Source organism: Arthrobacter sp. StoSoilB22, from assembly GCF_019977315.1.
GTDB lineage: Bacteria > Actinomycetota > Actinomycetes > Actinomycetales > Micrococcaceae > Arthrobacter.
Genome location: NZ_AP024652.1, coordinates 3198260 through 3221200, shown reverse-complemented (window position 1 = coordinate 3221200; position 22941 = coordinate 3198260). Strand labels below are relative to the sequence as shown.

Annotated in this window: 15 protein-coding genes; 12 read left to right on the top strand and 3 right to left on the bottom strand. The window is 61.2% G+C overall.

Annotated features, from left to right (window positions below):
• Window positions 1-70: 70 nt before the first annotated feature.
• Together LDN70_RS14985 and LDN70_RS14980 are read right to left on the bottom strand one after the other, a co-directional pair.
• A complete protein-coding gene (locus tag LDN70_RS14985; protein WP_142938364.1) occupies window positions 71-565 on the bottom strand; it encodes an aminoacyl-tRNA deacylase in 495 nt (164 codons plus the stop codon).
• Complete coding sequence (locus tag LDN70_RS14980) at window positions 565-1764, bottom strand: acetyl-CoA C-acetyltransferase (RefSeq protein ID WP_223940647.1); 1200 nt, start codon at window positions 1762-1764, stop codon at window positions 565-567. The genes LDN70_RS14985 and LDN70_RS14980 overlap by 1 nt, the downstream gene beginning before the upstream one ends.
• Before the next feature lie 441 nt (window positions 1765-2205).
• Between LDN70_RS14980 and rpoB the strand changes: the two genes are divergently transcribed.
• The 8 genes from rpoB (at window position 2206) to LDN70_RS21150 (ending at window position 19173) form a co-directional block, all read left to right on the top strand.
• Entirely contained in the window at window positions 2206-5712 is a 3507-nt protein-coding gene (gene rpoB / locus LDN70_RS14975; RefSeq protein ID WP_142938366.1) for a DNA-directed RNA polymerase subunit beta, read from the top strand.
• 103 nt (window positions 5713-5815) lie between these two features.
• Complete coding sequence (locus tag LDN70_RS14970; RefSeq protein ID WP_142938367.1) at window positions 5816-9715, top strand: DNA-directed RNA polymerase subunit beta'; 3900 nt, start codon at window positions 5816-5818, stop codon at window positions 9713-9715.
• 411 nt (window positions 9716-10126) lie between these two features.
• Window positions 10127-10501, top strand: coding sequence for a 30S ribosomal protein S12 (rpsL, locus tag LDN70_RS14965; protein ID WP_009358312.1), 375 nt, complete (start codon window positions 10127-10129; stop codon window positions 10499-10501).
• Window position 10502: 1 nt separating this feature from the next.
• Window positions 10503-10973, top strand: a complete 471-nt coding sequence (gene rpsG / locus LDN70_RS14960; RefSeq protein ID WP_003803829.1) for a 30S ribosomal protein S7 — start codon at window positions 10503-10505, stop codon at window positions 10971-10973.
• Between the two features lie 69 nt (window positions 10974-11042).
• Window positions 11043-13157, top strand: coding sequence for an elongation factor G (gene fusA, locus LDN70_RS14955; RefSeq protein WP_011775599.1), 2115 nt, complete (start codon window positions 11043-11045; stop codon window positions 13155-13157).
• Between the two features lie 231 nt (window positions 13158-13388).
• Window positions 13389-14579, top strand: coding sequence for an elongation factor Tu (tuf, locus tag LDN70_RS14950; RefSeq protein ID WP_011775598.1), 1191 nt, complete (start codon window positions 13389-13391; stop codon window positions 14577-14579).
• A gap of 153 nt (window positions 14580-14732) precedes the next feature.
• Window positions 14733-19019 (top strand): hypothetical protein, encoded by a 4287-nt coding sequence (locus tag LDN70_RS14945; RefSeq protein ID WP_223940646.1) that lies wholly within the window; start codon window positions 14733-14735, stop codon window positions 19017-19019.
• A gap of 28 nt (window positions 19020-19047) precedes the next feature.
• The gene (locus LDN70_RS21150) at window positions 19048-19173 is read left to right on the top strand and encodes a hypothetical protein (RefSeq protein ID WP_261609405.1); all 126 of its coding nucleotides are present in this window, start codon (window positions 19048-19050) and stop codon (window positions 19171-19173) included.
• Window positions 19174-19212: 39 nt separating this feature from the next.
• Here the strand turns inward: LDN70_RS21150 and LDN70_RS14940 are convergent, their stop codons facing one another.
• Window positions 19213-20646, bottom strand: a complete 1434-nt coding sequence (locus tag LDN70_RS14940; protein WP_223940645.1) for a GH1 family beta-glucosidase — start codon at window positions 20644-20646, stop codon at window positions 19213-19215.
• A 382-nt stretch (window positions 20647-21028) separates the two neighbouring features.
• Between LDN70_RS14940 and rpsJ the strand changes: the two genes are divergently transcribed.
• Genes rpsJ through rplW form a run of 4 tightly spaced genes read left to right on the top strand, consistent with a single transcriptional unit; the run spans window position 21029 to window position 22929 of the window.
• A complete protein-coding gene (rpsJ, locus tag LDN70_RS14935) occupies window positions 21029-21337 on the top strand; it encodes a 30S ribosomal protein S10 (protein ID WP_003803825.1) in 309 nt (102 codons plus the stop codon).
• A gap of 17 nt (window positions 21338-21354) precedes the next feature.
• Entirely contained in the window at window positions 21355-22005 is a 651-nt protein-coding gene (rplC, locus tag LDN70_RS14930; RefSeq protein WP_011775595.1) for a 50S ribosomal protein L3, read from the top strand.
• Between the two features lie 4 nt (window positions 22006-22009).
• A complete protein-coding gene (gene rplD, locus LDN70_RS14925; RefSeq protein WP_142938370.1) occupies window positions 22010-22627 on the top strand; it encodes a 50S ribosomal protein L4 in 618 nt (205 codons plus the stop codon).
• Window positions 22624-22929 carry a 50S ribosomal protein L23 gene (gene rplW, locus LDN70_RS14920; protein WP_024817589.1) on the top strand — a complete coding sequence of 102 codons (306 nt, stop codon included), beginning with the start codon at window positions 22624-22626 and terminating at the stop codon, window positions 22927-22929. Before rplD ends, rplW begins: the two co-directional genes overlap by 4 nt.
• Window positions 22930-22941: the final 12 nt, after the last annotated feature.

The following is a 22941-nucleotide window of genomic DNA, read 5'->3' as shown; positions in this document are numbered from 1 at the left end:
GCGTTCCACAGCACCCAAGTAGGTCGCAGTTGTGCGCGTTTTGAGGGTTCTAAACGCGCTTAACTGCGACTTAGTTAGGTTCGCTGATGTCCGCTACTACCGCTCCCAGAGCTGCCGTGAGTGCGTCCGCGTCCACAAACGCACTCCGGCCGTGCGCGCCGGCACCCATGGAGATCCGACGCCCGGTGATGGTGGCGTCGGCGTACACCGGCCATGGGGTGGTGCTGCCCAACGGGGTGATGGTGCCGCGTTCATAGCCGGTGGCGGCCAGGGCAACGTCGGCGTGGGGGAGCGAGAGCTTGTTGACGCCCAGCAGGGCGCGCAGCTTGGGCCAGGAAATTTGCCGATCTCCGGGTATCAGCGCGAACAAGAAGCTGCCATCCTTGTGCTTGACCACCAGCGACTTCACGATGTCTGCGGGGCTTATGCCCAGGATTGCGGCGGCCTCTTCGAGGCTGCGGGCAGCCGGGCGCTCGACGACGTCGACGTCCAGTCCGCGCGCCGCGGCGTCGGACAGGAAACGTTCCGCACCTGCCATCCCGGGTGCAGCCACTCCCTCAGCCATCAGTCGCGGTACAAGAGGAGGGCTTCACCCTGGCCTCCGCCTCCGCAGAGGGAGACAGCCGCTTTCCCTGTTCCCCTGCGTTTGAGCTCGTGCGCGGCGTGCAGTGCCAACCGCGCTCCCGATGCTCCAATGGGGTGGCCCAAGGCGATGGCGCCGCCGTGGATGTTGCACTTCTCCAGTGGGTAGCGGAGGTCTTTGAGGGACTGGACGGCCACCGAGCCGAATGCCTCGTTGATTTCGATGAAATCCAGGTCCTCCGCCGTCCAGCCAGCCCGCTTCAGAGCTTGGGCAATAGCGTTGGATGGTTGGGAGTGCAGCGAATTATCGGGGCCGGCTACCTGGCCGGGCTTTCCCACGACGGCCAGGAAGTCCAACCCGTTGTCCGTGGCGAAGCGGCGGCTGGTCAGCACCAACGCGGAGGCGCCGTCGGACAGGGGAGAGGAGTTGCCGGCCGTGATGGTGCCGTCGGTGGCGAAAGCGGCCTTGAGCGGCGCCAAGGTTTCCAAGGAAGTGTTGGGTCGAACGCCTTCATCCGTGGTGAGTACCACGGGATCTCCCTTGCGCTGCTTGAGGCTTACCGGGGCGATTTCGACGTCGAAGATTCCGTCCGCGATAGCGGCAGCGGCGCGCTGGTGGGAAGCAGCCGCTACTTCATCCTGGGATTTGCGGTCAATGCCGAGTGTCACGTTCTTGGTTTCTGTGGACAGACCCATGGACTGCCCGTCGAACGCGTCCGTGAGGCCGTCATGGGCAGCAACGTCCAGGGCCTGAATGGCGCCATAGGTCCAGCCCTGCCGCGAGCCAGGCAGGAGGTGGGGTGCCCGGGTCATGGATTCCTGGCCTCCGGCGACGACCACCGTGGCATCGCCGCTGCGGATCATGCGCGCGGCATCAATGACGGAGGTGAGTCCGGAGAGGCAGACCTTGTTGATGGTGACGGCAGGGATGTTCCAACCAACACCGGCGGCGATGGCGCTTTGCCGGGCCGGATTTTGGCCCGTGCCGGCCTGAAGCACCTGGCCCATGATGACGGCGTCCACCTGTTCGGCTTTGACCCCGCTGGCCGCCAAAGCGGCGGTGATGGCATGAGCGCCAAGGTCGACGGCGGTGAATCCCGCCAATTGTCCGTTGAGCCGACCCTGTGGGGTGCGGGAAGCAGCAAGGATGACAACGTCATTGTCGTCAGCGGAGTTGGTCATGGTCTCTCTTCCGATCCGGGAGTGGTGTAGCAAGGCTATCGCGGAGTGCGCTCGAGCCCACTTCATCAACAACTGCGTTGATCATCCCATTCCTTGCCTGCTCTCCTCTGACAGTTCGGGCTTCACGGTTCGGCGAATTTTCGCTGGCATTGGTGCCCGCAGCAACCGTGCTTGCAATCACGGACGATCTGGGGTAGACAGAAAGGCTACTTTGCCGTATCGTAGATATTTGCGTCTTCCCTGTTAACCTTCAGCCTTCATATAGCGGTGGGCTTTACCTCTCAGCTGCGTCATTGACGTGCCGTTCCGAAACGTGCACTGTCATAAGCGGACTGGGTCCGGGTCATATAGCGGAACCGGAACAAGTATTCTGCGGAGCACTCTGCAGGATGCAAACGGGGGAGATCTGAAAACGCCTGAAGGTCTGTGGAAGGATCCCTCTTGGTCGCCTCGAGCACCTCTAATAACGAAACCGCTAACACGGCAAGCACCGATGGTGCCACCCGCCGCCTCTCATTCGCAAAGATTCACGAACCGCTTGACGTTCCGAATCTTCTCGCCCTGCAGACAGACAGCTTTGACTGGCTGGTCGGAAACGAACGCTGGCAGGCGCGGGTAGCGAAGGCTGTCGAGGAGGGCGACCTCAGCGTCGCCACCACCTCCGGACTTGCCGACATCTTCGAAGAGATCTCCCCCATCGAGGATTTCCAGGGCACTATGTCCTTGAGCTTCTCCGAGCCGGAGTTCGCTGACCCGAAGTACACCATGGCCGAATGCAAAGACCGTGACGCCACTTACTCGGCACCGCTGTATGTCAAGGCCGAGTTCATGAACAACAACACGGGCGAAATCAAGCAGCAGACCGTGTTCATGGGCGACTTCCCCCTCATGACTGAGAAGGGTACGTTCGTCGTCAACGGCACCGAGCGTGTTGTTGTCTCCCAGTTGGTCCGCTCACCGGGCGCCTACTTTGAGCGCACGGCTGACAAGACCAGTGACAAGGACATCTTCACTGCGAAGATCATCCCGTCCCGTGGTGCATGGTTCGAACTTGAAATCGACAAGCGCGACCAGGTCGGCGTACGCCTCGACCGTAAGCGCAAGCAGTCGGTCACGGTTCTCCTGAAGGCCCTCGGCTGGACCGAAGGCCAGATCCTGGAAGAGTTCGGCCAGTACGACTCCATGCGTGCAACGCTGGAGAAGGACGCCACCGAAACCCGCGAAGATGCGCTTCTGGACATCTACCGCAAGCTGCGTCCGGGCGAGCCGCCCACAGTTGAGGCTGCCCAGTCCCTGCTGGACAACCTGTACTTCAACGCCAAGCGCTACGATCTTGCCAAGGTTGGCCGTTACAAGATCAACCGCAAGCTCGGCATCGACCGTTCCCTTGGTGACAAGGAAGCTTCGGTCCTGCACGTTGAAGACATCGTCGCCATGATCAAGTTCCTCGTCGCGCTTCACGCCGGCGAGAAGACCCTCATGGGCAAGCGCGACGGCGAAGACCACGAACTTCGCGTCGACGTCGACGACATCGACCACTTCGGCAACCGTCGCATCCGCGCCGTGGGCGAACTGATCGAGAACCAGGTCCGCACCGGCCTCTCCCGCATGGAACGCGTCGTTCGCGAACGCATGACCACGCAGGACGTCGAGGCCATCACGCCGCAGACACTGATCAACATCCGTCCCGTTGTGGCAGCCATCAAGGAGTTCTTCGGAACCTCCCAGCTGTCGCAGTTCATGGACCAGAACAACCCGCTTTCGGGTCTGACCCACAAGCGCCGCCTGTCGGCACTTGGCCCGGGTGGTCTGTCCCGTGACCGTGCAGGCATGGAAGTTCGAGACGTTCACCCGTCCCACTACGGACGTATGTGCCCCATCGAAACCCCTGAAGGCCCGAACATTGGTCTGATCGGCTCGCTGGCTTCCTACGGCCGCATCAACCCGTTCGGCTTCATTGAGACGCCGTACCGTCTGGTTTCCGAAGGCGTCGTTTCCGATGAGGTCCAGTACCTCACGGCTGACGACGAAGCAGAGGTCCTGATCGCACAGGCCAACGCTCCGCTGGACGCTGACAAGAAGTTCGCGGAAGAGACCGTGCTTGTCCGTGCCCGTGGTGGTGGAGGCGAGCCCGTTCTGGTTCCCGCTGCAGACGTTCAGTTCATGGACGTTTCCCCGCGCCAGATGGTTTCCGTGGCAACCGCCCTGATTCCGTTCCTCGAGCATGACGATGCCAACCGTGCACTCATGGGTGCCAACATGCAGCGTCAGGCCGTGCCCCTGGTCCGTTCCGAGGCTCCTTTCGTGGGCACCGGCATGGAACGCGCAGCAGCAGTCGACGCCGGTGACGTTGTCATCGCGAAGAAGGCAGGTGTGGTTACCGAGGTTTCCGCCGAGCTCGTTGTGATGATCAACGATGACGGTACCGAGACCAACTACCGCATCAACAAGTTCGCCCGATCCAACCAGGGTAACTGCTACAACCACCGCGTGTTGGTCAACGAAGGCCAGCGCCTGGAAGTTGGCGGCATCATCGCCGACGGTCCCGCAACGGACCAGGGTGAGCTTGCCCTCGGTAAGAACCTGCTTGTGGCATTCATGTCATGGGAGGGCCACAACTTCGAGGACGCCATCATCCTGTCCCAGCGCATTGTTGCTGAGGATGTTCTTTCCTCCATCCACATCGAGGAGCACGAAATTGATGCCCGCGACACCAAGCTTGGTGCCGAGGAAATCACCCGTGATATCCCCAACGTGTCCGAGGAAGTCCTTGCAGGACTGGACGAGCGCGGCATCATCCACATCGGTGCCGAGGTTGAAGCCGGCGACATCCTGGTCGGAAAGGTCACCCCTAAGGGTGAAACCGAACTGACCCCGGAAGAGCGCCTCCTCCGTGCAATCTTCGGTGAGAAGTCCCGCGAAGTCCGAGACACCTCCCTGAAGGTGCCCCACGGCGAGTCCGGTACGGTCATCGGCGTGCGCGTCTTCGACCGCGACAACGACGACGAACTGCCCCCGGGCGTGAACCAGCTAGTCCGCGTCTACGTTGCAGCCAAGCGTAAGATCACCGACGGCGACAAGCTCGCCGGCCGTCACGGCAACAAGGGTGTTATCTCCAAGATCCTCCCGATCGAGGACATGCCCTTCCTTGCAGACGGTACCCCGGTGGACATCGTCCTGAACCCCCTTGGTGTTCCGGGTCGAATGAACGTTGGACAGGTCCTGGAAACCCACCTCGGTTGGGTTGCCAAGACCGGTTGGAAGATCGAAGGCGAGCCGGAGTGGGTCAAGAACCTGCCCAACCTGCCCCGTGAAACCGGCCAGACCACCGTTGCCACACCGGTGTTCGATGGCGCCCGCGAAGAAGAAATCACGGGCCTGCTTGACTCCACCAACGTGACCCGCGATGGCGATCGCCTGATCGATTCCTCCGGCAAGACCCGTCTGTTCGACGGCCGCTCCGGCGAGCCGTTCCCGGACCCGATCTCCGTCGGTTACATGTACATCCTGAAGCTCCACCACTTGGTGGACGACAAGATCCACGCGCGCTCCACCGGCCCGTACTCCATGATCACGCAGCAGCCGCTGGGTGGTAAGGCTCAGTTCGGTGGCCAGCGCTTCGGTGAAATGGAAGTGTGGGCGCTCGAAGCTTACGGCGCTGCTTACACCCTTCAGGAACTCCTCACGATCAAGTCCGATGACATCCATGGTCGTGTGAAGGTCTACGAAGCCATCGTCAAGGGCGAGAACATCCCTGAGCCTGGCGTTCCCGAGTCCTTCAAGGTCTTGATCAAGGAAATGCAGTCGTTGTGCCTGAACGTGGAAGTTCTTTCCACGGACGGAACCACGATCGAAATGCGTGACTCTGATGACGCAGTCTTCACGGCTGCGGAAGAACTGGGCATCGATCTGTCTCGTGCAGAGCCCAGTTCCGTAGAAGAGGTTTAGCAGCTGTTCCGGCGGACAGCTTCAACAACTGTCCGTCGGAACAACTCCCTCTTCCCGTAACCAAGACTTCAGAATTTAGAGAACAAGAGAGAACAGGGACCATATGTCCAGCGAATCCTCCTTCGGCCTCATGCAGATCGGCCTCGCCACCGCGGAAGACATCCGCGGATGGTCTTACGGTGAGGTCAAGAAGCCGGAAACCATCAACTACCGCACGCTCAAGCCTGAGAAGGACGGCCTCTTCTGCGAGAAGATCTTTGGCCCGTCCCGCGACTGGGAATGCTACTGCGGTAAGTACAAGCGCGTCCGCTTCAAGGGCATCATTTGCGAGCGTTGTGGCGTTGAAGTCACCCGTGCCAAGGTGCGCCGTGAGCGCATGGGCCACATCGAGCTGGCCGCGCCTGTAACCCACATCTGGTACTTCAAGGGCGTCCCCTCGCGCTTGGGTTACCTTTTGGACCTGGCACCGAAGGACCTTGAGAAGGTCATCTACTTCGCTGCCTACATGATCACCAGCGTTGACACCGAGAGCCGTCACGCAGAACTGCCGAACCTCCAGGTTGAGCACGACCTCGAGAAGAAGCAGATGGTGGACAACCGCGACAGCGACATCGCCACGATCGCCCGCGACCTTGAAGACGAGCTTGCCCGTCTTGAAGGCGAAGGCGCCAAGGCTGCCGACAAGAAGAAGGCCCGCGACTCTGCTGACCGCCAGATGGCGAACGTCCGTAAGCGTGCCGACGCCGACATCGAGCGCCTTGAGCAGGTTTGGGACCGCTTCAAGAACCTCAAGGTTGCTGACCTTGAAGGTGACGAAGGCCTGTACCGCGAACTGCGCGACCGTTACGGACTGTACTTCGAGGGCTCCATGGGTGCCGAGGCGATCAAGAAGCGCCTCGAGACCTTTGACATGCAGGCTGAAGCCGAGTCACTGCGCGACACCATCCAGAACGGCAAGGGCCAGCGCAAGACGCGTGCCCTGAAGCGCCTGAAGGTTGTCAACGCGTTCCTGACCACCAACAACAGCCCGCTCGGCATGGTTCTCGACGCCGTCCCGGTGATCCCGCCGGAACTGCGCCCGATGGTCCAGCTGGACGGTGGCCGCTTCGCGACCTCCGACCTCAACGACCTCTACCGTCGCGTGATCAACCGCAACAACCGCCTCAAGCGACTGCTTGACCTCGGTGCTCCGGAGATCATCGTCAACAACGAGAAGCGCATGCTTCAGGAAGCTGTTGACAGCCTCTTCGACAACGGTCGTCGTGGCCGCCCCGTTACGGGTCCGGGTAACCGTCCCTTGAAGTCCCTGAGCGACATGCTCAAGGGCAAGCAGGGTCGTTTCCGCCAGAACCTCCTCGGCAAGCGCGTTGACTACTCGGGTCGTTCGGTTATCGTCGTCGGCCCGCAGCTGAAGCTGCACCAGTGTGGTCTGCCCAAGCAGATGGCCTTGGAGCTCTTCAAGCCGTTCGTGATGAAGCGCCTGGTTGACCTCAACCACGCACAGAACATCAAGTCGGCCAAGCGCATGGTTGAGCGTTACCGTCCGCAGGTTTGGGACGTGCTGGAAGAGATCATCACCGAACACCCGGTGCTGCTCAACCGTGCACCTACCCTTCACCGCCTCGGCATCCAGGCCTTCGAACCCCAGCTTGTGGAAGGCAAGGCAATCCAGCTTCACCCGTTGGTTTGTGGCGCCTTCAACGCTGACTTCGACGGCGACCAGATGGCAGTCCACCTGCCGCTGAGCCCGGAAGCCCAGGCCGAAGCACGCATCCTGATGCTGTCCTCGAACAACATCCTGAAGCCCTCTGATGGCCGTCCGGTGACCCTTCCTTCGCAGGATATGATCATCGGCCTGTACCACCTGACCACCAAGCGCGTCGGCTCCGCCGGCGAAGGCCGCATCTTCTCCTCGGTTTCGGAAGCCATCATGGCCTACGATGCCCGTGATCTGCACCTGAACTCCCAGGTCAAGATCCGCTTGGACGACTTCGTGCCTTACGCAGGATGGGAAGCTCCGGAAGGTTGGGAGCCCGGTCAGCCGGCTCTCGTTGAAACCTCCCTGGGCCAGGTCATCTTCAACCAGACGCTGCCTGAGGATTACCCGTGGGTTGAGGCTGTTGCAGATAAGGGCGAACTGTCCCGTATCGTCAACGACCTCGCCGAGCGCTACCCGAAGGTTGTTACCGCGGCAACGCTGGACAACTTGAAGGACGCCGGTTTCTACTGGGCCACCCGTTCGGGTGTCACGGTTGCCATCTCTGACATCGAGGTGCCTACTTCCAAGCCTGCCATCCTGGCCGGTTACGAGAACATGGCCGCCAAGATCCAGGGCCAGTACGACAAGGGCCTGATCGACGACGACGAGCGTCGCCAGGAACTGATCGAAATCTGGAACAAGGCAACCAACGAAATCGCCCAGGCGATGCGTGACAGCCTGTCCCCGATGAACACCATCAACCGCATGGTGTCCTCCGGTGCACGTGGTAACTGGATGCAGGTCCGCCAGATCGCGGGTATCCGTGGTCTTGTGGCCAACCCGAAGGGTGAGATCATTCCTCGCCCGATCAAGTCCTCCTACCGCGAGGGCCTGTCGGTTCTGGAATACTTCATCGCCACGCACGGTGCCCGTAAGGGTCTGGCCGATACCGCTCTGCGTACTGCCAACTCGGGTTACCTGACCCGTCGTCTGGTGGACGTTTCGCAGGATGTCATCGTCCGCGAAGAGGACTGTGGTACCGAACGCGGTCTGGTCACCCCGATCGCCGTGCCGGATTCCAACGGTGAGCTCGTCCTGGACGAGAACGTCGAGAACAGCGCCTACGCACGTACGCTGGCTGTCGACGTCGTCGATGCCCAGGGCAACGTCCTGGCTGCTGGCGGCACCGACTGCGGCGACGTCGTTATCGACCAGCTGCTGGCTGCGGGCATCACCGAGGTCAAGGTCCGCTCCGTACTCACGTGTGAGTCCAAGGTGGGCACGTGTGCACTCTGCTACGGCCGTTCGCTGGCTACCGGTAAGACCGTGGACATCGGCGAGGCCGTGGGCATCATTGCCGCACAGTCCATCGGTGAGCCCGGTACACAGCTGACCATGCGTACGTTCCACACCGGTGGTGCTGTTTCCGCCGGTGGCGGCGACGACATCACCCAGGGTCTGCCCCGTATCCAGGAGCTCTTCGAAGCCCGTACTCCGAAGGGTGTGGCACCGATTGCAGAAGCAGCCGGCCGCATCACCATCGAAGAGTCCGAGCGTCAGATGCGCCTGGTCATCACTCCGGACGATGGTTCCGAAGAGATTGCCTACCCGGTGCTCCGCCGTTCACGTTTGCTCATCGAAGATGGCGATCACGTAAGCGTCGGCCAGAAGCTGATCAACGGTCCTGTGGACCCGAAGCAGGTTCTGCGCATCATGGGTCCGCGTGCTGCACAGAAGTTCCTTGTGGACGAAGTTCAGGGCGTGTACCGCAGCCAGGGTATTGGTATCCACGACAAGCACGTCGAGGTTATCGTCCGCCAGATGCTGCGCCGCGTGACCGTCATCGAATCCGGCGACTCCGACCTGCTCCCCGGTGAGCTGGCAGAGCGCGCCCGCTTCGAGGACGAGAACCGCCGCGTCGTGTCCGAGGGCAAGGCGCCGGCGTCCGGTCGTCCGGAACTCATGGGTATCACCAAGGCTTCCTTGGCTACCGAGTCCTGGCTGTCGGCTGCTTCCTTCCAGGAAACCACCCGCGTCCTGACGCAGGCGGCCATGGAAGGCAAGAGCGATCCTCTGCTCGGCCTCAAGGAAAACGTCATCATCGGTAAGCTCATCCCGGCTGGTACGGGTCTGCCCCGCTACACAGAGGTCACCGTGGAGCCGACGGAAGAAGCAAAGGCAAGCCTGTTCACGGGCCCCAGCGCTTTCACCGACTTCTCCTATGACGCCCTGGGCGGCGACGGAGCTCCCGAGTTCCACGCCATCCCGCTGGATGACTACGATCTCGGTAACGACTTCCGCTGACGCGTGAGTTGACGCCAAAAGGTCAGGCCCCGCACTTTCGAGTGCGGGGCCTGGCCCGTTAACGCCGCCTTTCGGGCGGGAACCCGGGGGAGGGGAGGACGACGGCGGCGCCCGGCTTCCGCCGTCGTCCTCCATACACCCGATTAAGGCGCTAGATCAAGCCGTGCTAGACTTTTGGTAATTGTTCTGTGTGGCAGTGGATGAAGGCCGCCGCAGCATCATTTTGGTTTTGTTCTCATGGTGCTGGGTGGAGCCTGTTTCCGGGTTGCGGGCAACATGCGCAACGAATGCCGCACTTTTGCACGCCTACCGGAGTTTCGGCCGGCTGCACGAGCAACGCCAAAGTTCCCACGTTTACACAGGCTGGCGCCTGTGTGTGGGGGCAGAGATCAAACAACGGAGAACACGAAAGTGCCTACGATTAACCAGCTGGTCCGCAAGGGCCGCACGCCGAAGGTCTCCAAGACCAAGGCTCCCGCGCTGAAGGGCAGCCCGATGCGCCGCGGTGTTTGCACCCGCGTTTACACCACCACCCCCAAGAAGCCGAACTCGGCTCTCCGTAAGGTGGCACGTGTGCGCCTCAACGGTGGCGTAGAAGTTACCGCCTACATCCCCGGTGTTGGCCACAACCTCCAGGAGCACTCCATCGTGCTCGTCCGTGGTGGTCGTGTTAAGGACCTTCCGGGTGTCCGCTACAAGATCGTCCGCGGCGCACTCGACACCCAGGGTGTCAAGAACCGCAAGCAGGCTCGCAGCCGTTACGGCGCAAAGATGGAGAAGAAGTAATATGCCTCGCAAGGGTCCGGCCCCGAAGCGGCCGCTAGTTTCCGATCCCGTTTACGGCTCCCCGTTGGTCACGCAGCTGATCAACAAGGTTCTTGTCGACGGCAAGAAGTCCACCGCAGAGCGCATCGTTTACGGTGCACTCGAAGGTGCACGTGCCAAGTCCGGCGGCGACCCCGTTGCCGCTCTCAAGAAGGCCATGGACAACGTCAAGCCTTCTCTCGAGGTGCGTTCACGCCGTGTTGGTGGCGCTACCTACCAGGTTCCGGTTGAGGTCAAGCCGGGTCGCTCCACCGCTCTCGCTCTGCGTTGGCTCGTGGGCTACTCCAAGGCCCGCCGCGAGAAGACCATGACCGAGCGCCTCCAGAACGAAATCCTGGATGCCTCAAATGGTCTTGGTGCCGCTGTGAAGCGTCGCGAAGACACCCACAAGATGGCCGAGTCCAACAAGGCCTTCGCACACTACCGCTGGTAAAAACTTTCCGGACGCCGCCGGCTCACTGAGCCGGCGGCGAACGTGTAGTCCATCCGAAAGGGAGACCCCGTGGCACAGGACGTGCTTACCGACCTTAATAAGGTCCGCAACATCGGCATCATGGCCCACATCGATGCCGGCAAGACCACCACTACCGAGCGCATCCTGTTCTACACGGGTGTGAACCACAAGATCGGCGAGACGCACGACGGCGCTTCGACGACTGACTGGATGGAACAGGAAAAGGAACGCGGCATCACCATCACGTCTGCCGCCGTGACTTGCTTCTGGGACAAGAACCAGATCAACATCATTGACACCCCGGGCCACGTTGACTTCACGGTTGAGGTTGAGCGCTCCCTGCGCGTCCTCGACGGTGCAGTGGCAGTGTTCGATGGCAAGGAAGGCGTGGAGCCGCAGTCCGAGACTGTTTGGCGCCAGGCCGACAAGTACAACGTTCCGCGTATCTGCTTTGTCAACAAGATGGACAAGCTGGGTGCTGACTTCTACTTCACCGTAGATACCATCATCTCCCGCCTTGGTGCCAAGCCGCTGGTTATGCAGCTGCCCATCGGCGCTGAGAACGACTTCATCGGTGTTGTTGACCTCCTCGAAATGCGCGCCCTGGTTTGGCCTGGCGACGCAAAGGGTGACGTCACCATGGGCGCTTCCTACGAAGTGCAGGAAATCCCGGCGGATCTCCAGGCCAAGGCCGAAGAGTACCGTGCACAGCTCGTTGAGACTGTGGCCGAGGCTTCCGAAGAACTCATGGAGAAGTACCTCGAAGGTGAAGAACTCACCCTCGAAGAGATCAAAGCCGGCATCCGCAAGATGACCATCAACTCTGAGCTCTACCCGGTCTTCTGTGGTTCTGCCTTCAAGAACCGCGGTGTCCAGCCGATGCTTGACGCTGTTGTTGACTTCCTGCCGAACCCGCTCGACGTCCCGCCGATGATCGGTCACGATCCTCGCGACGAAGAGAAGGAACTCACCCGCAAGCCCTCTGCTGACGAGCCGTTCTCGGCCCTCGCCTTCAAGATTGCTGCGCACCCGTTCTTCGGTCAGCTGACCTTCGTTCGCGTGTACTCCGGTCACGTCGAGGCTGGCGCCCAGGTGGTTAACTCCACCAAGGGCAAGAAGGAGCGCATCGGCAAGCTGTTCCAGATGCACGCCAACAAGGAAATGCCTGTTGAGGGCGCTACCGCAGGCCACATCTACGCAGCCATCGGCCTGAAGGACACCACCACGGGCGACACCCTGTGTGATGCCAACAACCAGATCGTCCTCGAGTCCATGAGCTTCCCGGAGCCCGTGATCTCAGTTGCGATCGAACCCAACACCAAGGGTGACCAGGAGAAGCTCTCCACGGCCATCCAGAAGCTCTCCGCTGAGGACCCGACCTTCCAGGTCTCCCTCAACGAAGACACGGGCCAGACCATCATCGCCGGCATGGGCGAGCTCCACCTGGACATCCTGGTGGACCGCATGCGCCGCGAATTCAAGGTCGAGGCAAACGTTGGCAAGCCGCAGGTTGCTTACCGCGAAACCATCAAGCGCGCCGTTGAGCGCCTTGACTACACGCACAAGAAGCAGACCGGTGGTTCGGGTCAGTTCGCAAAGATCCAGATTGCGATCGAGCCCATGGACACCGCTTCCGGCGAGCTGTACGCGTTCGAAAACAAGGTCACTGGTGGCCGCGTTCCGCGCGAATACATCCCGTCCGTTGATGCTGGTATCCAGGATGCACTGAATGACGGCGTCCTGGCCGGTTACCCGGTTGTCGGCATCAAGGCCACGCTGATTGATGGCGCGTCCCACGATGTTGACTCCTCGGAAATGGCGTTCAAGATTGCCGGACGTATGGCTTTCAAGGAAGCTGCACGCAAGGCGAACCCTGTTCTGCTTGAACCGCTGATGGATGTTGAGGTCCGCACACCCGAGGAATACATGGGTGATGTTATTGGTGACCTGAACGCCCGTCGTGGCCAGATGCAGTCCATGGAAGACGCAGCAGGTGTGAAGGTTATCCGTGCACACGTTCCGCTGTCCGGCATGTTCGGCTACATCGGTGACCTCCGGTCCAAGACCCAGGGTCGCGCTGTGTACTCCATGACGTTCAACAGCTACGCGGAGGTCCCCAAGGCAGTAGCCGACGAGATCATCCAGAAAACCCGCGGCGAGTAATCTCCCGGTAACGGATGCAATTCCGGTATCGGGAAGGCATCTGAGCGCTTGAGGAGGGGCTGCGGCGAGAGCCGCAGCCCGGCCCCTGCGCAAACAGGCTCGAGGAACTACCATTGGTTCCTGAATCTGCAATTTCACCAAAACCAAGCCCCCAAGTAGACTTGCTAAAGTTTCTGCCGCGAAAAGCGCGGCCGAGGAGCACTTCACTTGAAATCGTTCTAGGAGGAACCTGTGGCAAAGGCAAAGTTCGAGCGGACTAAGCCGCACGTCAACATCGGCACCATTGGTCACGTTGACCACGGTAAGACGACGCTGACTGCCGCCATTTCCAAGGTGCTGTACGACCAGTACCCGGATCTCAACGAGCAGCGCGACTTCGCGTCGATCGACTCTGCTCCGGAAGAGCGCCAGCGCGGTATTACCATCAACATCTCCCACGTGGAGTACCAGACCGAGAAGCGCCACTACGCACACGTAGACGCCCCGGGTCACGCTGACTACATCAAGAACATGATCACCGGTGCTGCCCAGATGGACGGCGCAATCCTCGTGGTTGCTGCAACCGATGGTCCGATGGCTCAGACCCGTGAGCACGTTCTGCTCGCCCGCCAGGTTGGTGTTCCCTACCTGCTGGTTGCACTGAACAAGTCCGACATGGTTGATGACGAAGAACTCCTCGACCTCGTCGAAATGGAAGTTCGTGAGCTCCTGAGCTCGCAGGGCTTCGATGGCGATGAGGCTCCGGTTGTTCGCGTTTCCGGTCTCAAGGCTCTGGAAGGCGACCCGGTTTGGGTCAAGTCCGTCCAGGACCTGATGGCAGCAGTCGACGAGTCCGTTCCGGACCCCGTACGTGACCGCGACAAGCCGTTCCTGATGCCGATCGAAGACGTCTTCACGATCACCGGTCGTGGAACCGTTGTTACGGGCCGCGCCGAGCGTGGAACCCTCGCCATCAACTCCGAGGTTGAGATCGTTGGCATCCGCCCGATCCAGAAGACCACGGTTACCGGTATCGAGATGTTCCACAAGCAGCTCGACGAAGCATGGGCCGGCGAGAACTGTGGCCTCCTGCTCCGCGGTCTCAAGCGCGACGATGTCGAGCGTGGCCAGGTTGTCGTCAAGCCGGGTTCCATCACCCCGCACACCGACTTCGAGGCTAACGTCTACATCCTTTCCAAGGACGAAGGCGGACGTCACAACCCGTTCTACTCCAACTACCGCCCGCAGTTCTACTTCCGTACCACGGACGTAACCGGCGTTATCACCCTGCCGGAAGGCACGGAAATGGTTATGCCTGGCGACAACACTGAGATGACCGTTGCGCTCATCCAGCCGATCGCTATGGAAGAGGGCCTCGGCTTCGCTATCCGCGAAGGCGGCCGCACCGTTGGTTCGGGACGTGTTACCAGCATCATCAAGTAGTCTCTACTTGTAGATCGGTGACACTCCGGCCCAGCCGGTAGTTAGCTAAAAGAACCCCACCGCTACGGCGGTGGGGTTCTTTTTGCTACAGTTACTCTATCGAATGGATAAAGGCCGTGCACTTGCTGCGTCCGGCGCAACCAAGGAGCTACCATGACTGCATTTCTCATCCTGCTGCTCGTCGTCATTGTCGGCGGGATTGGCTTTGCAGTCGGGCTTGCGAAGGGACGCCGCGGGACTGCTCATGCCCCTACTGCGGAGCCTCACCACGCAGCCTCCTACCAGGCAGGTTTTCTCGCCGGGCACCTGGCTGGTTGGCGGGATGCTGAGGCCAAGGGGCAGGCATTGGGCGGGTCCGCGGCCGGGAGTCCCGCTCCTGCCTCTGTTAGCCCGCCGGCTCCGTCTGCCCCGTACCGCCCAGTGCCGCCGCCGGCGCCCGCTTTCCACCCGCCTACGCCTCAGCCACCTGCACAACAACAGGCCGCGGCCGCGCAGCAGCCCATCCCACAGCAGCCCCTTCCGCAGCAGCCCGTCCGGCGGCAGCCGAACCCGCACCAGCCGAATCCACAGCAGCCCGTTCGGCAATGGACTGCTCCCCGGGAACAGGCGACACAACGGGCCGTGCCACCTGTGGCACAACAGCAACCTGGTTTCTACGTCAACCAACCCCCGGTAGTTCGAGAGACTCCTGAGGCCGCCGCTGCGCGCAAGGAAAAGCGCGATCAGCAGAACATCAACATCACGCTCTACGTCGCCAGCCTCCTCTTGGTTGCAGCCGGAGCTTTGTTCCTGGGCACGAGCCTTCCGGCCCTCTTGCGGTTCGTGGGGATCTGGTTCATCACTGCGCTGTTCTATGGTGCAGGCATGGTCATCCACTCGCGCGTACCGCGGCTTCGGCCTGCTGCTGTGGCCTTTGTTGGAACAGGACTTGCGCTGGTTCCGGTCACCGGGTTGGCCATGTACAACTTTGTGCTTCACAACGGCCCGGCGGCATGGTTGGTCACTTCGTTGCTGGGCACCGCAGTCTACGCTTACACCGCAGTGAAGTTGGACAACAAAGTCCTGGCCTTCCTGTCCCTCAGCTTCATCGTCTCAACGGCGTGGTCCGGCGTATCGGTCCTTGGCGGCGCGCTGGTCTGGTACTTCACGGCGCTCATTGGGGTGGCAGTTCTCCTGACAGTAGTGTCCTTGCTGCGTCCTAAGTGGCTTCCGCCTCTTTACGTCCGTCCTCTGATGATGCTGCACCCGGCGTTGGTTCCCCTTGTAGCCGTTGCTGTTACGCTCACCCCTCACCTCTTGTCCAAGGGGGAGTACGCCTGGGTCATGTTGATGTGTGGCATCTACTTCGCCGTGATGTTCTTCGTTCCGCAGGCTCGCTATAGGGTGCAGCACCTCTATGCGGCGCGGGCCGCGCTGACCCTCGCCCTCCTCGGGGTGGTGTGGGATGTCACCGCGAACGTGAGCACGGTGTTGTTGGCCGCCGTCATCTGCCTCGGAGTCCAGGCCTTGGGGGTTGCCTTCGGAGGAAGGAAGTTGCTGCCCCGCTCCTGGTGGGCTGACGCCGTGTCATGTTTGGCGCTGCAACTGATAACTTCAACTATCCTCACCGTGGTGCTGGAGTTCAGGCCGTTCGACCCCCCAAACTATGTTCCTCTCGCTGTGACGATGCTGACTGCCATGGTGATGGGTTGGAAGTTGCGCCAAGGCCTGGAGTTTGCCCCGGCCGCTGTGCTGGGAGTGGGCGGAGCCCTCAGTGCGTTGCTCGGGGCATGGCCCGTCTCGATATTCCTGGGGTCAGCAGCGCTTTACTGGTTCCTGCTGGCACTGACCGCACCAACCACTTCCCGCCAATACTTGATTCTCGCGGGGAGGATCGCGCTCACCTTGGCTGTGCCTTTGGGGGTAGCCGGTGTGATGACGGGAAATCCGGAACGAACGTCGTACTCCTTGATTGCGCTCGTGGCCGCGGCCGCCGTGCAGCAACTACTGAGCGCCGGGTTGGCACGTGGGGGAGTCCGGCTGTTGGCGCCGCAGGCTTCGGTTGCCGGCTTTGGCGCCGCCGCCGTCGCGGGCCTTCTTGTACTGCCGATCTTTGACGAGACTTCCGGGCGTCCGGTTGTTGCAGCAGCTGTACTCCTTGTTGCGCTGGCAGGTTTGGTAGCGGGACTTCTGATGTTTCCGCCAGTTCGTCCGGAATCCGCTGCCAAGGTTGGATGGCGTGCAACAGTGGCCGAAGTCATTGCGCCCGCAACCGCAGTCATCGCCGGCGCAATGGCAACTGCATTCGTGTCGTGGACGTTGGGAAATGGCGTCCTTTTGGCATTGCTTGCCTACTTCGTGGTCACTGCCCTAAGAATCTCCCCGTCCTTCCACAGGCAGTGCTACTGGTGGCTGTCCCGGGCGGCTGGCACGCTGTTGGCGGTCTCGGCTTACGGGGACGCGATGCGCGATGGCTGGAGCATTCGGGTCGCCGGTGAAGTTCCCACCACAGGATTTGTACTGGTGGTGGCGGCCGCGGTCCAGCTGGTCCTTCCCCTCCTTGTCGGCAGCCGACGCCGTTACCCTCGAGCTTCCGTAGCAGATGCCGGTGTTGTGGTTGCCGTCATGGCGGCGGCAACCACGTTCCTTACTGTCACTGGAGCGTTTTCCTGGGGGACCGTTAGGGATAGCTGGCAGCCTGGAGTTGCAGCGGTATCGACTGCCTTGGCGGCAGTCCTCGTCAGTGCGATTCTGCGACGCCACTCCGCTGGCTGGATCTTTGCACCCGCTGCTTTTGTCCTCCTCCTGGCACTCCGAGGAGGGAACGTCCGGGACGTCGAAATTCTGTTGGGAATCTTTGCCGCCTACAGCGGGTTCATGATGGGCGCGGTTCGCCACCGATTGATCCGCGGTTACTACCTGCTGGCGGTCCGGGTGCTTACCGGCGCCTTCGTCGCGGTGACAGTGGCTGATGTCACGGACTCGGCGACGGCTCTGTCCATTAGCCTCGCTCTGGTTCTTGCCTTGCAGCATGCGTTGACCATGGTCCTGCGAGGGCGAGGCATTGATGTCGCCTTCCAGCAGGCAACAGTCCACGCCACCTTGGGTGCCCAGCTATTGCTGCCGTTCTCATACTTGCTCGCAGGGGATTACGACGGCGGAGGCCGCTGGGTAGCGATGCTTGAATTGGCTGTGGCCGCGGCTTCGGCCGCTATTGCATGGCGGATTCTCCGAGCCCGAGGATCCCAGTACTTCGGTACCGCGGCTGTTGTGGCTGGCGTCATCGCTGCTGGGCCGGCCCTCGTGTTCCCAGCTTCAACGTGGCTGTATCAGCCGCTTCTGGACAAGTCTCAAGTCCCTGTTGTCCTGCTCGCCCTGGCTGTTGCCACGGTTGCTGCGCGGGGGATATCCCGCCCGCAGAAGTCGTACGAGGGTTCTGCTGCCGGCGGCGCGGAGCGCTGGTTCTGGCTCATCTCGGCAATGGCATTTACGTTGGTTGGCGGCACTTTGACCTTGGGCATCTCACACTCCCTGACAGGACTGTCGGTACTGGTCCTGGCTGGTGTCTTGTTCGCTGCCTCGCACTTTGAACGGATGCCGGTCCTTTACACCGCAGCTGCCCCGGCTGTGCTGGTAGGGGCCGTGCCCGCCGTCGACGGTTTGTTGGTGGAGCTGCCTGCGGGTGTCTGGAGCGACTACGCTGCCTGGCTTATTGGCGGAGTGGGGACCGCGGTGCTCCTCTATTCCCTGAGAGTATTTGGCGGAGCGGCCATCAAAGGCAATGACTGGCGACGTAACTCCCTGGCCGCCATTGCGGCCGTGGCGGTTGCAACATCTGCGGCCGTGGGGTTGGGGCGCGATCAAACATCCATGCTGGGATTTGTCCTGGTGGTGGCTACCGGGGTACTGGTTGTGGTTGAGGTACCGAACGGGAAGTGGCTGGCAGCGGAGCTTGCGGGGATTGTCTCCGTCGCGGCTCTGCAACGGGCGGTGCTTTTTGTGGACGGATCCAGTCCGGATTTGTTCTGGACCGCGCAATGGTACGTGGTGGCGGGGGCCGTTATAGCAGGGCTGCGCTATGCAAAGGGGCAGCGCGCGGAGGCCCTCCTTCGGCTTTGCCTTGCCGCTGGCTTGCTGTCTCTCATGTCCCTGGGGACCGTCGTCGGCGGTACGTCTTCGCAACAGCTCTACGTACTGGTGGCACACGTCGTGCTTCTGGCAGCGGGCCTGCTCCTGGCTGAACGCGTACTGGTGTGGTGGGGAGCCGTCGCCGTAGCGCTGAGCATTATGTGGGCGCTGCGGTCCTACGCCTTTGCCATGCTCGCGTTGGTCGCCTTGGGTCTGATCGTGCTGGCGGTATGGCGTTTGAATCGGAAGCCGCCCAGCAATACCGGCGGGCCGGTCAAGGGCGGGGATCCGAGCGATGTTCCGCCGGAGCGGACCCGTGACGGAATCCGATAATGTTGCAGTCTACGAAGAGGAGAGCACCATGGAATTTCTGATTTTCCTGGCAGTCATTGCCGCTATCGGTGGCGGGGTGCTGTGGGGTCGAAAGAACTTCAAGAGCGAGATCGAACGCGCCAAGCGGATACGTCGCGCCAACAAGAGCAAGTAGGGTTCGGACTCCAAGCCTGATCGATTTAACTCACACATGCTACGAGTGATGGTGGCGTGCGCGGACCAGGGATCGATACCAGTAGAACGAGTCCTTGGGAGTCCGCTCCATGGTCTCGAAGTCCACGTGGGTCAGGCCGAACCGTTGTGAGTAGCCTGCTGCCCACTCGAAGTTATCCAGTAAGGTCCAGACGTAATATCCCCGGAGATCCACATCTGCGGCGAGGCCACCAGGCCCCGTTGCCGTCAAGGCATGGCCAAGATGCTCAGCCAGGTAGGTAATGCGGTTAGTGTCTTGGATGGGTCCGTCAACGTGGGCAGGCTCGGGGAAGCTTGCTCCACCTTCCGTGATGTAGACGGGGGGAAGTGCCGCTCCATACCGGTCCTTCATGTCGCGGAGCAGCAACGCCAGGTATTCCGGCGCAACAGGCCAGCCGAACCCTGTGGTCTCATACTCCTGGTAGGCGGCCAAATGGAAAGGAACATTGGTCATCTCGGGAGAACTTCCGGTAGGGATCTCCGCCGGTCCAGGGCCCACTGCCACCTTCACGGGGTAGTAGTAGTTGAGCCCGTAAAAGTCCAGAGGTTGGCTGATCAGTTCAAGATCACCGTCGTGGACGGTACCCAGCGAGCGGAACCACGGTTTCATGGGCCACGGTGGCTTGGGGTATTGGCCAAGCAGGATCGCATCGGCGTAGATGCGGTTGAGGATCAGGTCCAGCGCCTGCGTCATCAGCCTGTCGCCGAGACTGTTGCTGGCCGGCTCCACGGGGCAATGCATGTTTGACACCCCGATCTGCCCCTTGACGCCAGCGTTCCGGAGAGCCCGCACGGCCATCCCATGACCCAGCAATTGATGATGCGCGGCAGGCAGTGAGTCGAACAGCAGTTGCCGGCCAGGGGCGTGCACACCCAGCGCGTATCCCTGAACTGTGACGGACACAGGCTCGTTCATGGTGACCCAGTGCTCAACGCGGTCACCGAACCGTTTGGCGGCGGCTTCGCAGTACACTCCGAAGCGTTCTGCAGTGTCCCGGTTCATCCACCCCCCGGCATGCTCCAACTCCAGCGGGGTATCCCAGTGGTACAGCGTTGCCATGGGGGAAATGCCTGCGGCCAGGAGTTTGTCGATCAGGCGATCATAGAAGTCCAGGCCGCGCTGGTTGACTGCACCTTTGCCTCCAGGTTGGATACGCGGCCACGAGAGCGAAAAGCGGTAGGAATCGACACCAAGCTCCTGCATCAAGGCAATATCTTCGTCGGAGCGGTTGTAGTGATCGCAGGCCATGGCGGGGGAGCCGCCGTCGACTATTGCCCCGGGCTTTTCGGAGAAAGCATCCCATCCCGACGGCCCGCGGCCGTCAGCGGTCAGCGAGCCCTCAATCTGGAAAGCTGCAGCAGCCACACCCAACGTGAACCCGGGAGGCAGGCGGGCGGCGAGATCTTCCACGGAGCCTGAATCCTGGGCGTTCATGCCCCTATCATCCTCACGGGACGAGTGGCGGGCAATGGCTCTTCAGGGCCGATTAGCCTTTACACCATATTTCCGCCATACTGGATGAGTTGTTCAAGCGCTTCTTCGTGTCCCGATCCGGATAATGCCGGGTGTCAGGGTCCAGGCTGAAGCCCAAACATAACCCTGAACCCCATGATTGCGGTCGAGTTTGCGTGGAAATCGCGACACGCCCGACCGCGGGGGTCGGTGCGCCGGCAAGGTGAGGAACCCGGATTTTTCCGGATTCAGCTTGTGCGGCGTGTGGTGGCACTGCCTCAAACGCTTCGGCGGCCACATCAACAGGTAAGTAAACAGAGCAGCCCTAACTAGAGCAGCACTAGCTGAAAGAGAGTCAGGCGACATGGCGGGACAAAAAATCCGCATCCGGCTGAAGTCATATGACCACGAGGTCATTGATGTTTCAGCGCGGAAGATCGTTGAGACGGTCACGCGCGCAGGCGCAACGGTAGTCGGCCCGGTGCCGCTGCCCACGGAGAAGAACGTTTACTGCGTTATTCGCTCTCCTCACAAGTACAAGGACAGCCGTGAGCACTTCGAAATGCGTACTCACAAGCGTCTGATCGACATCATCGACCCCACGCCGAAGGCTGTTGACTCGCTTATGCGTCTCGACCTGCCCGCAGACGTGAACATCGAAATCAAGCTCTAGGGAGGTGCTGAGAGACTATGACCGCAACCCGTAACGTAAAGGGCCTGCTGGGCACGAAGCTCGGCATGACCCAGGTCTGGGACGAGAACAACAAGCTCATCCCGGTAACTGTTGTCCAGGCTGACTCCAACGTCATCACCCAGCTGCGTAACGCAGAGGTAGATGGCTACGTCGCCGTACAGATCGGCTACGGCCAGATCGACCCCCGCAAGGTCACCAAGCCGCTGGCTGGTCACTTTGAAAAGGCTGGCGTAACTCCTCGCCGCCACGTCGTCGAACTGCGTACCGCAGACGCCGCATCCTACGAGCTGGGCCAGGAGCTCTCTGTTGAGATCTTCGAAGCCGGCCAGAAGATCGACGTCGTCGGCACCTCCAAAGGTAAGGGCTTCGCCGGTGTTATGAAGCGTCACGGCTTCCACGGCGTTGGCGCTTCCCACGGTGCCCACAAGAACCACCGTAAGCCTGGCTCCATCGGTGGCGCATCCACCCCGAGCCGCGTCTTCAAGGGCCTGAAAATGGCCGGCCGCATGGGCGCCGAGCGTCACACCACGCTGAACCTCACGGTTCACGCCATTGACGCTGAGAAGTCGCTGCTCCTTATCAAGGGTGCCGTCCCCGGTGCCCGCGGCCAGGTCGTACTCGTACGCACCGCCGTGAAGGGAGCCTAGTTAAATGACTAGCACTGTCAAGGTAGACCTGCCCGCAGAGATCTTCGACGTCCAGACCAACGTGCCGCTGCTGCACCAGGTCGTCGTCGCACAGCTCGCTGCTGCACGCCAGGGTACCCACAAGACGAAGACCCGCGCCGAGGTTTCCGGTGCAGGTCGCAAGCCGTTCAAGCAGAAGGGCACCGGCCGCGCCCGTCAGGGTTCAATCCGTGCTCCTCACATGACCGGCGGTGGCGTTGTCCACGGTCCGACCCCTCGTGACTACAGCCAGCGCACCCCCAAGAAGATGAAGGCCGCTGCACTCCGCGGTGCCCTGTCTGACCGCGCCCGTAACGGCCGTATCCACGTCATCGCTGAACTGGTAGCCGGCACCAAGCCGTCCGCCAAAGAAGCACTGGCGTCGCTGCGCGCAGTCTCCGAGCGCAAGAACCTGCTCGTCGTTATCGAGCGCGCCAATGATGTTGCAGCACTCTCCGTGCGCAACCTCGAAGGTATTCACGTTCTGTACGCAGATCAGCTGAACACCTACGACGTGCTCATCTCCGACGACGTGGTCTTCACCAAGGCTGCTTTCGAGGCGTTCGTCGCTGACAAGGCAAAGAACGAGGAGGCCTCCAAGTGAGCGTAACCACCATCAAGGACCCGCGCGACGTCGTGCTTGCACCCGTCGTGTCGGAAAAGAGCTACGGTCTGATCGACGAAGGCAAGTACACCTTCCTGGTGGACCCTCGTTCGAACAAGACCGAGATCAAATTGGCCGTTGAGAAGATCTTCTCGGTCAAGGTTGACTCGATCAACACCATCAACCGTGCCGGTAAGCGCAAGCGCACCAAATTCGGCTGGGGTACGCGCAAGAGCACCAAGCGTGCAATTGTCACCCTCAAAGAAGGCACAATCGACATCTTCGGCGGTCCGCTCGCGTAGCGGAGACCACTT

Excerpts from the sequence above, each read along its gene's own strand:
- LDN70_RS21150 (WP_261609405.1), top strand. The coding sequence starts at position 19,048 with ATGGAATTTCTGATTTTCCTGGCAGTCATTGCCGCTATCGGTGGCGGG.
- LDN70_RS14970 (WP_142938367.1), top strand. The coding sequence starts at position 5,816 with ATGTCCAGCGAATCCTCCTTCGGCCTCATGCAGATCGGCCTCGCCACC.
- rplC (WP_011775595.1), top strand. The coding sequence starts at position 21,355 with ATGACCGCAACCCGTAACGTAAAGGGCCTGCTGGGCACGAAGCTCGGC.
- LDN70_RS14940 (WP_223940645.1), bottom strand. The coding sequence starts at position 20,646 with ATGAACGCCCAGGATTCAGGCTCCGTGGAAGATCTCGCCGCCCGCCTG.
- rpsJ (WP_003803825.1), top strand. The coding sequence starts at position 21,029 with ATGGCGGGACAAAAAATCCGCATCCGGCTGAAGTCATATGACCACGAG.
- LDN70_RS14945 (WP_223940646.1), top strand. The coding sequence starts at position 14,733 with ATGACTGCATTTCTCATCCTGCTGCTCGTCGTCATTGTCGGCGGGATT.
- rpsG (WP_003803829.1), top strand. The coding sequence starts at position 10,503 with ATGCCTCGCAAGGGTCCGGCCCCGAAGCGGCCGCTAGTTTCCGATCCC.
- LDN70_RS14985 (WP_142938364.1), bottom strand. The coding sequence starts at position 565 with ATGGCTGAGGGAGTGGCTGCACCCGGGATGGCAGGTGCGGAACGTTTC.
- LDN70_RS14980 (WP_223940647.1), bottom strand. The coding sequence starts at position 1,764 with ATGACCAACTCCGCTGACGACAATGACGTTGTCATCCTTGCTGCTTCC.
- rplD (WP_142938370.1), top strand. The coding sequence starts at position 22,010 with ATGACTAGCACTGTCAAGGTAGACCTGCCCGCAGAGATCTTCGACGTC.